A 15,037-nucleotide genomic window follows, 5' to 3' on the forward strand; every position below is an offset into this window, starting at 1 on the left:
TGGCAAGGATGTCATTTGCATCCGAAACAAAAAAAGAGCTGACTAATCTGGACGTGAAGGACTGCTGCACAAAAGCAGAGCTTTCTGCCCTCATCCGTATGAACGGTTCATTATCTTTCTCTAATCGAAAATTGATTTTAGATATACAGACAGAGAACGCAGCCATTGCAAGACGGATTTATACGCTGCTCAAGAAGAAATACGATGTGACAGTCGAACTGCTCGTCCGTAAAAAAATGAGATTGAAAAAGAATAACGTGTATATTGTCAGACTGGTAGAACGAGCGAGAACCATTTTAGAGGATTTAAAAATATTAGGTGAGCAATTTGTATTTGAGCGCAATATTTCAGAAGAGCTTGTGAAGAAAAGATGCTGCAAGCGCTCCTATATGAGAGGTGCTTTTTTAGCAGGCGGTTCTGTGAATAACCCAGAAACGTCCTCCTATCACCTTGAAATTTTTTCACTATATAAAGAACATAATGATGCCCTTTGTGAGCTGATGAATCAATTTCATCTCAATAGTAAAACACTTGAGCGCAAAAAAGGGTACATTACGTACATGAAAGAAGCAGAAAAAATCACGGAATTCTTAAGTGTTGTGGGCGCTCATAACTCACTGCTCCGCTTTGAAGATGTGCGAATCGTCCGAGATATGAGGAACTCCGTCAACCGGCTCGTCAATTGTGAAACAGCAAACTTGAATAAAACGATTGGTGCATCACTGCGTCAGGTCGAGAACATTCAATTCATTGATGAAAAAATTGGACTTGATGCCCTGCCAGATAAGCTTCGTGAAATTGCCAAACTGCGAGTCGACTATCAAGAGGTCACGCTGAAGGAACTTGGAGAAATGGTGGAAAGCGGCAAGATCAGCAAGTCAGGGATTAACCATCGCTTAAGAAAACTAGATCAAATCGCAGAACAATTACGAAACGGACAAGCTGTTACACTCAAATAGGAGAATGAAAAAGGGAGGCAGATCATATGGTGGAAAAAACGGTCACCATCCAGCTGAAAACAGGCTTGCAGGCACGTCCAGCCGCTTTGTTCGTACAAGAAGCCAATCGCTTTGGTGCTGATATTTTTCTAGAGAAAGATGGGAAAAAAGTCAATGCGAAAAGCATTATGGGTCTCATGAGTCTTGCGATAAGCTCTGGGGTTACTGTCACACTGATTGCAGATGGTGCGGATGAGCAAGAAGCCATTCAGGCGTTAACGGATTTTATCAATCAAGAAAACTGAGTCTCTTCAAAGGCTCAGTTTTTTTAAGGAGGGAATGTCATGATTCAATCAGCTTTTTTACAGAGGATCGGATATGAAGGCCAGTCCATCACCTTTGATGACTTGCCTGTATTATTAAAAAAAATGGCCTATACCTTTCCGTTTGAAAATAGAGCTGTTCTGAACAAACAATCCTACACTTTGAATCAAGAAGGGTTGAAGCAGCATCTTCTTGAAGAAAACAGAGGAGGTCTTTGTTACGATCTCAATCCTCTCTTATACTATGTGTTAAAAGAGGCAGGGCTTTCTGTACAGCTTCTTCAAGGGACAGTGTATAACAAAGAAGCGGACACGTGGGCCATTGATGGCACGCATGTAGCTATCATGTTGAAGCATCACAACGAACGCTTTCTCATTGATGCGGGATTTGGTGTGAACTTACCCCTTCAGCCTGTGCCTTTTACAGGTGAATGGGTGGAAGCACCGTCCATTCGTTTTCGCGTGAAAGCAGAAGAAACAGAAAAAGGAACCCACTTACTTCAATTGGACAGGGGCGCTGGTGCTGAAACAGGTTATGCTTTCACATTAAAAGAAGTCGGTGAAGATACATTGGCACAATTGCGGCATGAAATTTATGAAAATGAAGCTTCTCCTTTTAACAAAAGGCCGCTTGCTTCCAAACTAACACCAAAAGGCCGTGTTGTCGTGACAGAGGATCATGTTACGATACATGAACAGGAAGAAATATCGAAAAAACCACTTCCGATTCCTTTTGAGGATTACGTGAAAAAGCTTATACCGTAAACCATACTAAAAGACAGCCCTAGATCAAACGGGGCTGTCTTTTTTATTGATTATCGAATACGTGTGAAAGTCGCATAATGGTCTGTTGTTTTGTAAATGAGCCAATCACTTGAATACACAAGACGGTCAGCATTGCGGAAGCCTGAAACGTAGTTGATGTCGGCCTCACGCCATGTTCGGCCGCTTGCTGAAGGAAGGCGTCCTTCCCGGTTTGAGAAAATATCTCCACCAATGCTTTTACCTGGCGCAACCTCTGCTAGATTTCCCTTAGATGCCACCCATCCGAGCGCACTTGCTTGTGATTTCGTAATGTAGTTATCAGGCAGTCGTTTGTAGCGAATTAAATAATCTGCTACACCATCAAAGGTATTAATGACGGCAAGGGTACGTACATCTGGCGTGAGCTGAATAGAAGCAGTTTCAGTTGTGGCTGTTGGTGTAGAAGGTGTTTCTGCATGAGCTTGCTGCGGGATAAATCCAGAAAACAGAATAGCAGCGATCAGAGCGAACATAGTAAAAACCGAACTCAATCTTTTCATCTTCATCCTCCTATTAAGGAAATCGGATGCCGTCCTCTTGATGCTTGTCTACCTCATATTATAGCACCCGAACATGAAGGAAATGTAAAGATTCAGGATCTTTGCTAAAATGAGGCTTTTCTCCTGATGACCCTAAAGAAATAAATAAAAAGACGCAGTTCAGCTCCCTGCGTCTTATCTGTTCAAGATGAAGCAAGCTCCTTTACAACATCAACAGGCGCCTTCCCATCTATTCCATGAATCACATTATGAATGGCTCGTTTCAGCATGAGATCCCTTGTTGTTTCAGTAGCGGAACCGATGTGCGGCGCAAGGGTGACATTGTCCATTTCTTTGAAAGGATGATCCTCTTGAAGAGGTTCCTGCTCATACACATCAAGACCAGCGCCTTTGATCCATCCCTCCTGAAGTGCTTGAATGAGGCTTTTTTCATCCACTGTTTTCCCGCGGGAAATGTTTACAAATAAAGCCGTTTGCTTCATTAACTTCAATTCCCGTTCCCCAATCATATGATACGTTTCCTCGGTCAGCGGTGTAATCAACACGATGATATCAGCCTGTTTTAAAAGATCATCAAGTGCGCAATATACAGCGCCATACGTCGATTCAGCCTTTTCATTCTGGCTCCGGTTGTGATAAAGAACGTTCATATCAAAACCATGTGCTGCCCGTTTGGCCACTTGTTCTCCAATACGTCCCATGCCAATAATACCGAGCGTTTGATGATGAACGTCGATGCCAAAGATCTCTTCTTCCTGTACGAATTTCGTCCATTTTCCTTCACGGATAAAACGATCCAGCTCGGCGATTCTTCGCGCAGAGGAGAGAATGAGCGAAAAAGCAAGGTCAGCCACGGTATGATCGAGCGTATAAGGAGTGTGCGTACCAATCACACCTCTTTGTCTCATCGCTTCTATATCGAAATTGTCATAGCCAACAGAGTTATTACTCACGACCTTAAGTTTTGGTGCGTGATCTAACAGCTCTTGATCGATTTTCGTTCCAGACGTTAAAAGCCCATCAGCGTGCTGCAGCTTCTCAAACAAAATGTCTCTTGGAATAGGGTCTTTGGATTGCCAAACCTCGTATGTACAATGTTCCTTTAGCATTTCCTCAAAAGAGGCAGGTAAGGGTTTGGCGACAAAAATGTGTGGTGTCACAGTCGATTCGCTCCTTTCACATGATCATCTTGCTCTTTTTATTATAAAGCAACCATTTCGGCAGAACACGTTTGAATGTTAGCCACTCAATATTTAATATACTGAAATAACGGTAAAGAAAGACATTTTCTTAGTGAAAAAGTATATTCATATGCCATCTGATGCATTTTTTATCTATATAAAAATAAGCTGATGGTAGATGAGATATGTGAAATTGCAAGATTTTACGAGAGATTATCTGACAAACTGGAAAATAGATCGAGACTTTTTGGTAGAAAATTTATTATATTTGAAATGTATTAAACGGGATGGTCATTTTCTACTAAACCATTTTATTGTCTTTTGGTTTTATAAGAACAATAGATTGAAAACAAACCCGCGGATCCGTTGGGATGCAGCGTAAAATAGAGAAAATGATGATATTTCTTCTCATCGTTTTCTCATTTTTTTCTTTTTTTTCTATCATTTTTCTTCTCTATTCTTGAGAACACAAGAAAGAAAAGGGGGACAGGCGCGGGCTTACGTTACTTATAAAAGATGGGAGATGAATAAAATGGGATCTAAATTAGAACAGATTCTTCAGCACAATTCAGAGTTTGTGAGTGAGAGACATTATGAGCCTTTCAAAGCGGGGAAATTTCCTGAGAAAAAACTGGTCATTTTAACGTGCATGGATACCCGTCTTTTGGAATTATTGCCGCAATCTATGGGGCTGCGCAACGGGGATGCGAAAATCATTAAGAATGCAGGCGCCATCGTGACACATCCGTTCGGCAGTGTGATGCGGAGTATCCTGCTAGCCATCTATGAGCTAAAGGCAGAGGAAGTATGCATTGTAGGGCATCATGAATGCGGAATGGCAGGTCTTGCGGCAAACCCTTTACTTGAAAAGGCGAAAGCACGCGGAATCGAAGAAAAATGCTTAAGCATTGTGAAAAACTCAGGAGTCGATTTAAAGGGCTGGCTGACAGGCTTTGATTCGGTTGAAGAGAGCGTGACCCAAAGTGTGAAATTGGTGAAAGAGCATCCACTGATGCCAAGTGATGTGGCTGTTCATGGACTGGTGATTCATCCAGCAACAGGCAAGCTGGATGTCGTTGTGAAAGACAAACAGATTGACGCGCAGTATACCTAAATCATCTACACATACTTGAAGGAGGCCAACACATACCATGCGTTTTTATGGAAGATTCGAAGGGTACAATTCATCAAAGTTTAGACGCGATTTAATCGCTGGGCTTGTCGTGGGCGTTGTGGCAATTCCTTTAGGCATGGCATTTGCCATTGCATCTGGTGTTGGACCAGAATATGGATTATACACAGTCATCGTTGCCGGCATTTTGATTTCATTGTTTGGTGGTTCAAAGTATCAGATCGGAGGGCCGACCGGGGCGTTTGTTCCCATTTTATTCGGGATTGTCAGCCAGTACGGTATTGAAAACTTGCTCATTGCCGGTTTTATGGCAGGCTGTATGCTTGTATTATTCGGAATATTCAAACTAGGAAAGCTCATGAAATTTATTCCTCGTCCGGTTATCATCGGTTTTACTGCGGGCATTGCTGTCATTATTTTTTCAGGACAGATTGCCAACTTCCTCGGATTAAAGGGTGTTGAAAAACATGAAAGCTTTTTCCTCAATATGAGAGAAATTGTGGTCCATCTTGGTACCGCAAACAGTCTCGCCATCATCACAGCCGTCATCGGGCTCATCGTGATTTTGGCGGCACAAAAATACATTCCCAAAATACCTGGTGCTCTATTAGGTCTATTGGCTTCTACGTTTCTAGCGGTTCTCTTTTTTCAAGGACAAGTTGAAACGATTGGCTCTGCATATGGTGAAATTCCTCGTCAGCTGCCAACCTTCGCTTTTCCTGAATTGACGATTGAAAAAATGATCTACCTCCTGCCTCCAGCAATTGTCATTGCGCTTTTAGGCGGCGTGGAATCGATTTTGTCCGCAATGGTCGCTGATAATATGAAAGGCTCTAAGCATGACAGCAATAAGGAGCTTGTTGGGCAAGGAATTGCCAATATGGCGGCACCGCTTTTCGGAGGAATTCCAGCGACGGGAGCTATTGCCCGAACGGCCACGAACATAAAAAATGGCGGAGCAAGTCCTATTTCTGGTGTTGTGCATGGCGTTGTCGTCTTACTGATCTTAATGCTATTTGCGCCGTATGCTTCGATGATTCCACTTGCTGCAATGGCACCAATTTTAATGTTTGTTGCTTGGAATATGAGTGAGAGAAAAGAGTTTATCAATATTGTGAAAGTGAAAAATGCCGATTCACTTGTACTTGTCGTGACCTTTCTGCTCACGGTCATCGGTGATTTGATTATTGGCGTCACCGCTGGTCTCATTTTAGCGTTTATCGCTTTTATCAAAAAAATGAGCCAGACGACCAACATTCATACCAATGTCGCTGTTCCTCAAATGGAAACAGCAGCTGCTTTAGAAAAACAGACAGACGAGAAAGGGATCAGTATGTATTCCATTGAAGGGCCGCTCTTTTTCGGAACAACAGATTCATTGGAAAATTCGATTTTGGACCATGTCCAAACAAAACCGAAAACGCTCATTCTGCTTATGAATAAAGTCAATTATATGGATACATCGGCAGAAGCAGTTTTAATGAATATCTCCAATCGATTAAAGCATCATAATGGAAAGCTGATGATTGTTGGACTTCAATCACAGCCTAAGGAGCTTTTGCATCGAACGGGTCTGTTCCATCATATCGGAAAACAGCATTTCTTTGAACGAACGGATGATATTTCACCACAGCATCTTTAAGACGTAAAAAACACGTGACAGCTTGGTCACGTGTTTTTTACTGGCTCTTTTTCTCCAGAAAAGCGTTTGTTGAGTTTCTGTTGATGAGCGCTGAAGACCTCTTCTACTGTGACATCATATTGATCCGCTAAAATGAGGAGATTTGCTAAGACATCTCCCATTTCTTCAATGAGTTCTTTCTTCAGTTCAGATGATTCTTGTCTCTGCTCATCAGGCCGGTCTCGTCCGATTTCTATTGCTCTAACAGCACGAGCGAGTTCTCCCGTTTCTTCCATTAAGAAGCCTAACCGGATAAACGGCCCATATTCTGTCCAATTTCTCGTTTGATAAAAATCTTTGATCCACTTCTCCATCTCAGTTGTTTGCATTCTCTATCTACAGCTCCTTATATGGTATTCACTCTTTTGATTTTACACTATATATAGAAGAAACGGCTGTTTCTTTACAAATCATTATAGTAGAATGAGTGGGTGAAGAAATCATAGAGAGAGATGGAGCTGTTTTGATGAAAACGATTTGTGTGTTTGCTGGTTCGAATCCAGGTGTAAATGATGTCTACAAACAAAAGGCTGTAGAGCTGGGTGCTTATATGGCGAAGCAGGGCATTCGTCTTGTTTACGGCGGGTCGCGTATTGGGTTAATGGGCGCCATTGCCGATGAGGTCATGAGACATGGCGGGCAAGTGATCGGGGTCATGCCTAAGGGGCTTTTTAGAGGAGAAGTCGTGCATCAAGAGCTGACAGAGTTAATTGAGGTAACAGGCATGCATGAACGAAAAGCGAAAATGAGCGAGCTGGCCGATGGATTTATTGCGATGCCAGGCGGCTTTGGTACATATGAAGAATTATTTGAAGTGCTGTGCTGGGCACAAATCGGCATTCATCAAAAGCCGATTGGTTTGTATCAAGTGAATGACTATTTCAACCCGCTCATGGACATGGTGAAATTTAGTATACAGGAAGGTTTTTCGAATGAATCACACCTTCAATTGTTACATGCTTCAAGCGAACCGGAGGAATTAATCACGCAGATGGCTTCTTACCAAACACCGTCTCTTCAGCAGAAATGGACGGAGCTGTCTTAAAGTATGATGAAAACAAAAAACCGTCTGTTCAAGGAACAGACGGTTTGTGTTGTGATCATTATTTTTGTTCTTCTGTATTACGGGTCAAGACTTTGTCAATGAGTCCGTATTGAAGTGCTTCTTCCGCTGTTTTGAAGTTGTCACGATCTGTATCGCGCTCAATGACTTCAATTGGCTGACCAGTACGTTCAGCAAGTACTTGGTTCAGTTTATCGCGTAAAGAAAGGATTCGTTTTGCCGCAATTTCAATTTCTGTTGCTTGACCTTGGGCACCGCCTAGTGGTTGGTGAATCATGACTTCACTGTTTGGAAGGGCATAACGCTTACCTTTTTCACCAGCAGCAAGCAGGAACGCACCCATAGATGCAGCCATACCAATACAAATAGTTGATACCTTTGGTTTAATAAATTGCATCGTATCGTAAATGGCCATACCAGCTGTGATTGAACCGCCAGGGCTGTTAATGTAGATAGAAATATCTTTTTCTGGATCTTCAGCTTCTAAGAAAAGCAGCTGTGACACGATGGAGTTGGCAACATTGTCATCGATCGCAGAACCAAGCATGATAATACGGTCTTTTAAAAGACGAGAATAAATGTCGTAAGCTCTTTCCCCACGATTTGTTTGCTCAATGACTGTAGGTATTAAATTCATAATGTTCCTCCTTCACCTTTTAGGTAAGTATGTAATTCAATGATACATTTTTGGTCAATAAAGGTCAAACAAAACGCAATCAAAAAATTCGACAGCCACATGTTATTTTCCCCAAAAATTTATTTTCTTAAACCATGGAAAAGTTTTAAAAAAATATGGTAAAACTTTCTGTTATGAGGTAATATTACCTATGTTATTATCATTTATAGTCAGAAAGAAGGAAAAAGAGTGGATAATCTTTTGGAGAAAAGTAGTTTGACTGATCAACAGCGTATTGTTGTATCAACTGAACTTCAAGCCAAAAAAAAGTCGAAATTAGTTGTATTTATTTTGTGGTGGTTCCTTGGAGCGATTGCCGTTCATCGTTTTTATCTTGATGAAAAGAAAGGCTATGCAGTGACTATGCTTCTACTAGGATGGTTGACATTGTTCATTTGGCCGTTTATTGATGGTATCATCTGTCTTGTAAAAACAGTTGATGAAGTAAATGAAAACATAGAACGAAAAATTATCGCATCTGTTAAAATGGCATAAGTAAAGTGGTCTGCATCTTTTCGGTGCAGGCTTCTTTTTTGAAGTCATCAGAATATCATTGCTTTCTTGCAGCATTTCCCTTATAATTTGATATGCTGACGTTCAAAAAACATATCGTGCGCTCGTAGCTCAGTTGGATAGAGCGGTGGTTTCCGGTACCACGTCTGCCGGGGGTTCGAATCCCTCCGAGCGCGTACTTGACCTTGCTTACGATAGACAATGGTCTCACGAAATCCTCTCCTTTGGAGAGGGTTTTTTTCGTTCCGCCGCATGTATAATTCACTTTTAAAACTTTTCATCTATGAATGATTATTTATGCTATAATTAATAATCATTCTCAATTAAAGGTGGTTTCGTAAGTGAAAAAAATGATCTGGCTGGTCAGTCTGCTGGCACTGCTGTTAGTGGCATGCGGGCAGAAAGAGAATAAAGAGCAAGCAGCAAGTACGCGTACATATACAACGGAAACGGGTGAAAAGATCACCATTCCTGCCAAACCGAAGCGGATTGTTGTGTTAACAGCGCAGCTTGGGAACTTTAAAAAGTTAGGTGTGACACCTGTTGGCATGACGGATGTTTATCCTAAATCATCCTTTTTAGATGAAACAGGTGTGAAGCGGGTACCGATCGAAAATGTGGAGGCGATTGCAAAGCTGAAGCCTGATTTGATCATTGCTTATTCACAAAACGAACAGATTGAAAAATATAAAAAGATTGCCAAAACGATCACGTTTACGACAAGTGAACACAGCTTCAAAGAGATGCATATTGAAATTGGAAAGATTCTTGGAAAAGAAGCGTTAGCGAAAAAACAAATACAAGAAATGGACGAGAAGCTGAAGAAGGACGGGGAAGAAGTGAAAGCGAAAATTGGTGATGACAAGACATTCTCCATTATGGATGTTCAGCCAAAGCAAGTGTATTTATTTGGTACGGACTTTGGCCGCGGCGGGGAAGTCATCTATCAAGGCTATGGGTTCAGCTTGCCTGAAAAGGCAGAAAAGGCACTTCCTAAGGAAGGCTATCTCGGAATTTCACTAGAAGAGATGAACGAGTATACAGGGGACTATTTACTTGTACCAACAAAGGATGGAAAAAAGCCAAATCTTGATATAACGAACAGCGGTGTATGGAAGAAAAATCAAGCGGTGAAGCAAGGGCATGTCTTGTACTACTCAATCAAGGAATTTATCTATGCAGATCCGATCTCCATTGAAAAACAGTCTGCTGCATTTAAAAAAATGCTGCTCAAATCATAATGTGAAAAAGACAAAGTGCTTATTAGGAGACTTTGTCTTTTTTTCTGCCACTTCATCATGAAATACTGGACGTAAGACTCATTTATTCCCTTTTTAGGCGTATTTGTTGAGCCAGTTCACTGTATATGATTAACATGGAAGAGAATTGACAATGAGGAGGGATTTCTTGTGGCGAAGATTTTATTGATTACGTTTCCAGCTGAAGGACATGTGAACCCTATGTTAGGAATCATCAAAGCATGGACGGATCGAGGCGATGAAGTGCATGCGGTCACAACTGTACATTATGAGGAACGAATCAAACGCTTAGGCGCTCACGTACATATACATCCAGACTATATTCGGACATTGCATGTGGAAGAAGGAGATTTAGATTCTATGCAGCCGTTCTTTCATGCCATGCTGCAAACATCCTATGATATTTTAGAGGTGGTGGAAACACTTTCCGGGAAACATTCATTTGATTTGGTCTACTTTGATATGTTTGGGGCAGGGGAGCTTGTTCGAGATTACTTACACATTCCGAGCATCGGTTCCAACCCATCTTTTGTGCTGCAAGAGGCGCATTTTGATACACCGTTATACAGAAAGGATGAGAAAGCCGATCATCTGTTAGAAAAGATACAAGAGCGTTTTGGCGTTCAGCCAACGCGTTTGATGCAATTCATGAAAAACCGTGGAGAACTGAATATCGTCTATACGAGTGAATATTTCCAGCCGTCTGTTGATTCATTAAACGATTCGTTTGTCTTCATTGGACCGAGCTTTCTAAAAAGAGCTGACCACCATGATTTCCCGCTGGAAGCACTTGAGCAAGAAAAAGTCGTTTTTATTTCCATGGGCACCGTTCTTGGGGATACAGAAGCATTTTTTAATATGTGTATAGATGCTTTCGAAGACTTTGACGGAAAAGTGATTATCGCAACAGGTGAAAAAGTGGATCGTTCTCTCTTAAAAGAGGCGCCTGCTCATTTTCTGATCGAGCCTTATGTGCCGCAGCTTGAAGTGCTCGAACTGACAGATGTGTTTATAACGCACGGCGGCATGAATAGTGTCAATGAAGGTATTCATTACCACGTTCCGATGGTCGTCATTCCAGTCGACAAAGATCAGCCGATGGTGGCACAAAGACTGACCGAATTATCTGCTGCCTGTGCACTTGATAAAAATCAGCTGACAGCAAAGCAGCTAAGAGAAACTGTTGAGACGGTTTTAGGCAGTGACACGTACCGTGCGGGGATTGAGAAAATTGAAGAAAGCTTCCAAGCAGCAGGTGGAACAGAAAAAGCATTAAGGGTGATCGACCAATTCATGCAAGCGAAACAGACTCAATAGATAACATTTTTTCAAAGATGGCTGCCCTATTCAAATGGGACCCCGCTTGACAAAAAATAACCAATCTTTTATCGTATATGTAACAAACGACGGAAGGGTGACCCAATGCAATGAAGTACTAATCCTATGACCTGTAAGCAAAATGAACGAACGAAGGCAGTGAGCAAACGATCGGTTTGCCATGTTTGCTGCGTTTTCATTTTTTAGCTTCGGAATAGGATGGTACAGCTTGGGAATCAAAGAATAAGGTGATTGATACGTGGGATGCGTGTGTTCAAATATGAACGGTACACCATACTGGATCAATCCGTTTATTTTTGTACACCATTTTGCCTCCTATTCTGAGAATGGGAGGCTTTTTCATGTCTCCTGATACGAAAGGAGAGGATTGGATGTTACTAAAAGCCAATCAGTTAAAGGTATTTCGAAAAGATCGCTTGTTATTTGATATTGAGGAACTAGCCATCCATCAAGGTGATCGTATTGGTCTTGTCGGGACAAATGGCACCGGGAAAACGACTTTAATGCATGTGCTGGCAGGACAGGAAACACCAGAAAGCGGCACAGTTACAGCCACAGCGGCCTGTACACTGCTTCCTCAATTGAAACAAGGAGATGGCAGACAGAGTGGCGGTGAAATGACCCAGACTTATATTGAAAGAGCATTAAGCCGGCCATCTGCCCTTTTATTAGCAGATGAACCGACAACTCATTTGGATACAGAGCATATTGAGTGGCTGGAAGAAAAGCTGCGTCATTATCAAGGTGCTCTCATTGTTGTTTCACATGATCGTGCTTTTTTAGATGCAATATGTACGGAGATTTGGGAGCTGGATCAAGGGCAGCTTCATCATTACAAAGGCAACTACACGCATTTTGCACAGCAAAAAGAGCTGGCCCATCGTCAGCAGATGGAAGCGTATGAAGCTTATACACAAAAGAAAAAACAGTTAGAGCATGCGCTCGAAAAGAAAAAGAAAAAGGCGGACAAAGCCACAAAGCCATCACAAAAAGTGAAATCCTCAGGGCCTAAAATTGCAAAGCCCTACTATGCAAATAAGCAAAAAAAGCTGGAGAAAACAGCCAAATCCATTGAAACAAGGATGGAGAAATTAGAAAAGGTGGAAAAGGTAAAGGATATTCAGCCCATTCAAATGACTCAGCATACGATGAAGGAAGTAGCAAGCCGTACCATTTTACGCGTGGAAAATGTAGATGGCAAGGTGGGCGGTAAAGTGCTTTGGAAGCAGGCAAATGTGGAAGTGAGGGGCGGAGACAAAGTAGCCATTATCGGAAAGAATGGGAGCGGCAAAACGACATTTCTCCGTATGTTAGTGAATGGACATCCCGGAGTTACTCGTTCAGAGGCTGTCAAGCTAGCCTATTTCCGCCAGGATCTTTCAGGACTGAAGGTAGATGAATCGATTTTACAAAATGCGCTGAAAGAGGCGGTTCAAGATGAGACAGTGGTTCGAACGGTTTTGGCGAGACTAGGATTTAGAGGGGATGATGTGCATAAGCCTGTTGGGGTATTAAGCGGTGGAGAACGGGTGAAGACGATGCTTGCGTCCTTACTCGTCAGTGATGCCAATGTTCTCATGCTGGATGAACCGACGAACTTTTTAGATCTGGCGGCAGTTGAAGCACTTGAAGGTCTATTGAAAGATTACCCAGGTACCGTTGTGTTTGTCTCCCACGATCGCAGGCTAGTTGAGGAGGTTGCCACTCGTATTTTCCATATTCATGAGGAACGTATTGAAGCATTTGACGGCACATATGAAGCATATAAACAAAAGGAAGAAAAACCAGCTGTGACAAATAGAGAAGAGGAGCTTCTGTTAATTGATATGCAGCTGTCTGAAGTGCTCAGCCGTTTAAGTATTGAGCCGTCGCAAGAGCTTGAAGAGACATTTCAAGCATTATTGAAACAAAAAAAGTCTTTGGAGTCATAAAAGAAAACCCCTGTTTACTCTACAGGGGTTTCAGCGCGCGGACAAACCCTCGCATTCTTTGTCAATCCTGCGTGCCGGTGCTCACGAATGTCAAATTCGCTCCGCTCCGGTACTCGCCCTTCCTAGGGCTGCAAAGGTTTTCCATCAAGCTGAAAAGAAGACAAAGGGCTAAAATAAAGATCATTTTAGCCCTTTGTCAATAATCTGAGACCCCTGTTTATTCTACAGGGGTTTGTTCATGCCGTTCTTTTTTTAATTGTTCAAGTTCACTCACTGTGACGAGCTGGTAGCCTTGTTTGGTGAGTTCATGGATGATCTTAACGGCAGCTTGAGCTGAGCTTTCATAAATATCGTGCATTAACACCGTTCTGCCATCTGCTGCATGTGAGAGAACGCGGTTTGTGATTTGCTGGCTGTTGCGGATTTTCCAATCCTCAGGATCAACATCCCATAAAGTGACCTTCATCCCAATCGCCTGATTGATGTCTTGATTTGTACCGCCATATGGCGGTCTAAAGTGCGTAGGTGTATATCCGCTAGCTTTCTCTATTAGCTGCTGGGTGTCCTTCACTTGTTTCACGGCTTGTTCTAAAGGCAGTCTTGTTAATAAAGGGTGATTGTAGGAATGGTTTCCGATTTCATTCCCGCCTTTTAGAATGTCGGCAAGCATTCCAGGATAATATTGCACCCTGCTGCCTAAGACGAAAAAGGTGGCATGTCCTTTATTTTTCTTCAGCGCATCTAAAATTTTTGAGGTTGTCGCTGGATTTGGTCCATCATCAAATGTGAGTGCGATGGCTTTTTTATTCGGGTCAAGCTTTGATTTTTGCGGCAGCTTGACGGCTTTTCTTTTTGGGTTCGGTTCTTTCATTTCATTTTTATTTTTGATTTTATCCATATATTCTGGCTTTAATATGTCCTTCAGCAATGTCTTTTTGATTGCGAGTGTTTGCGGCCCAAGATCCTCCGCGGCTACTTGTGATGCAGGAAAATAAAATTCTACATATTTGTCTTTCAAGGCAAATTGACTGAAGTTTTGAGCATCAGGGGCTGTTCCTTTCTGAAGGAGAGGCTGATCCTTAGATAAGGTTTTATCCTTTCGAAGCTCCGTATATGTAATATAGGATAATTTCTTTAAGTAATTGGTTTTAGGGAGAAATAAATCTTTTGTGTCAAGAAAGGTTTTTTTCTGAAAATCAAAATTAATCGTGAGATGATTGGTGGTTCCATTTTGCTGGCCAGTATACGTATAGGTTGTAAAGAGGATGGCAGCAGACTGCTTCGCATAATGCACCATTTCATAATCAATATTCAGTTCATAGCGTTTATTTTCATCAATATCCTTTGCTTCACTGAATGTTTTTTTGAAATGCTCTAATGCTGAATTGGCATAGCTTTGAATCTTGTCATCTAGCTCTTTCTGATGAAAAAGAGGATAGTTGACTGCATATCTCATAAATTTCCCGTCATTTACGAGAGTGACAATTTCCACGTTTTTATAGTTCGAATCCTGCTTTACATTTTTCTTCTCTGTACCGCTTGCTTGTTGATTTTGAAAGAAAGCAACTGCTCCAATGACGACTGCAAGCGCAAATAGGACGATACTCCATTTTCCCTTTACTGACACAACTTTCAAATCTCCTCTCATGACGGGTCATTCTTTATTAGTTTGACATCTGTTTGTAATATTTTTATAAC

The 15,037-nt window shown here is 41.8% G+C and carries 15 protein-coding genes and 1 tRNA gene; 11 read left to right on the forward strand and 5 right to left on the reverse strand.

Annotated features, from left to right (window positions below; all coding sequences use genetic code 11):
• Positions 1–8: 8 nt before the first annotated feature.
• Genes whiA through ACLGGR_RS08095 form a run of 3 tightly spaced genes read left to right on the forward strand, consistent with a single transcriptional unit; the run spans position 9 to position 2,026 of the window.
• Positions 9–959 (forward strand): DNA-binding protein WhiA, encoded by a 951-nt coding sequence (gene whiA / locus ACLGGR_RS08085; protein WP_142945265.1) that lies wholly within the window; start codon positions 9–11, stop codon positions 957–959.
• A 26-nt stretch (positions 960–985) separates the two neighbouring features.
• Entirely contained in the window at positions 986–1,243 is a 258-nt protein-coding gene (locus ACLGGR_RS08090) for an HPr family phosphocarrier protein (RefSeq protein ID WP_142945264.1), read from the forward strand.
• Between the two features lie 39 nt (positions 1,244–1,282).
• On the forward strand, positions 1,283–2,026 hold the full coding sequence (locus ACLGGR_RS08095; RefSeq protein ID WP_410972852.1) for an arylamine N-acetyltransferase family protein: 744 nt from the start codon (positions 1,283–1,285) through the stop codon (positions 2,024–2,026).
• Between the two features lie 50 nt (positions 2,027–2,076).
• Here ACLGGR_RS08095 and ACLGGR_RS08100 read toward each other — a convergent pair whose 3' ends face one another.
• The gene (locus tag ACLGGR_RS08100; RefSeq protein WP_251215952.1) at positions 2,077–2,565 is read right to left on the reverse strand and encodes a ribonuclease; all 489 of its coding nucleotides are present in this window, start codon (positions 2,563–2,565) and stop codon (positions 2,077–2,079) included.
• A 182-nt stretch (positions 2,566–2,747) separates the two neighbouring features.
• A complete protein-coding gene (locus ACLGGR_RS08105) occupies positions 2,748–3,725 on the reverse strand; it encodes a 2-hydroxyacid dehydrogenase (RefSeq protein WP_410972853.1) in 978 nt (325 codons plus the stop codon).
• 553 nt (positions 3,726–4,278) lie between these two features.
• Between ACLGGR_RS08105 and ACLGGR_RS08110 the strand changes: the two genes are divergently transcribed.
• Complete coding sequence (locus tag ACLGGR_RS08110; RefSeq protein WP_410972854.1) at positions 4,279–4,860, forward strand: beta-class carbonic anhydrase; 582 nt, start codon at positions 4,279–4,281, stop codon at positions 4,858–4,860.
• Positions 4,861–4,897: 37 nt separating this feature from the next.
• Entirely contained in the window at positions 4,898–6,520 is a 1,623-nt protein-coding gene (locus ACLGGR_RS08115; protein WP_039181629.1) for a SulP family inorganic anion transporter, read from the forward strand.
• 26 nt (positions 6,521–6,546) lie between these two features.
• Here the strand turns inward: ACLGGR_RS08115 and ACLGGR_RS08120 are convergent, their stop codons facing one another.
• Entirely contained in the window at positions 6,547–6,888 is a 342-nt protein-coding gene (locus ACLGGR_RS08120; RefSeq protein ID WP_034281021.1) for a MazG nucleotide pyrophosphohydrolase domain-containing protein, read from the reverse strand.
• 137 nt (positions 6,889–7,025) lie between these two features.
• Here ACLGGR_RS08120 and ACLGGR_RS08125 point away from each other — a divergent pair, with 137 nt between their 5' ends.
• Positions 7,026–7,604, forward strand: coding sequence for an LOG family protein (locus ACLGGR_RS08125; RefSeq protein WP_047203876.1), 579 nt, complete (start codon positions 7,026–7,028; stop codon positions 7,602–7,604).
• 58 nt (positions 7,605–7,662) lie between these two features.
• Here ACLGGR_RS08125 and clpP read toward each other — a convergent pair whose 3' ends face one another.
• Positions 7,663–8,259, reverse strand: coding sequence for an ATP-dependent Clp endopeptidase proteolytic subunit ClpP (gene clpP, locus ACLGGR_RS08130; RefSeq protein ID WP_007500118.1), 597 nt, complete (start codon positions 8,257–8,259; stop codon positions 7,663–7,665).
• 228 nt (positions 8,260–8,487) lie between these two features.
• Here clpP and ACLGGR_RS08135 point away from each other — a divergent pair, with 228 nt between their 5' ends.
• The 5 genes from ACLGGR_RS08135 to abc-f all read left to right on the forward strand — a co-directional run bounded on the left by ACLGGR_RS08135 (position 8,488) and on the right by abc-f (position 13,339).
• Entirely contained in the window at positions 8,488–8,793 is a 306-nt protein-coding gene (locus ACLGGR_RS08135) for a TM2 domain-containing protein (protein WP_410972855.1), read from the forward strand.
• 118 nt (positions 8,794–8,911) lie between these two features.
• Positions 8,912–8,987 (forward strand) — tRNA-Arg (locus tag ACLGGR_RS08140).
• Positions 8,988–9,161: 174 nt separating this feature from the next.
• Positions 9,162–10,052, forward strand: coding sequence for an ABC transporter substrate-binding protein (locus ACLGGR_RS08145; protein WP_410972987.1), 891 nt, complete (start codon positions 9,162–9,164; stop codon positions 10,050–10,052).
• A 168-nt stretch (positions 10,053–10,220) separates the two neighbouring features.
• Positions 10,221–11,387: a macrolide family glycosyltransferase gene (locus ACLGGR_RS08150; RefSeq protein WP_410972856.1), complete on the forward strand. Its 1,167-nt coding sequence runs from the start codon at positions 10,221–10,223 to the stop codon at positions 11,385–11,387.
• Between the two features lie 392 nt (positions 11,388–11,779).
• Positions 11,780–13,339 carry a ribosomal protection-like ABC-F family protein gene (gene abc-f, locus ACLGGR_RS08155; protein ID WP_410972988.1) on the forward strand — a complete coding sequence of 520 codons (1,560 nt, stop codon included), beginning with the start codon at positions 11,780–11,782 and terminating at the stop codon, positions 13,337–13,339.
• A 217-nt stretch (positions 13,340–13,556) separates the two neighbouring features.
• Here abc-f and ACLGGR_RS08160 read toward each other — a convergent pair whose 3' ends face one another.
• A complete protein-coding gene (locus ACLGGR_RS08160) occupies positions 13,557–14,966 on the reverse strand; it encodes a polysaccharide deacetylase family protein (RefSeq protein WP_142945255.1) in 1,410 nt (469 codons plus the stop codon).
• Positions 14,967–15,037: the final 71 nt, after the last annotated feature.

The sequence above is a fragment of the Bacillus sp. BD48 genome, from assembly GCF_046566805.1.
Lineage (GTDB): Bacteria > Bacillota > Bacilli > Bacillales > Bacillaceae > Bacillus > Bacillus safensis.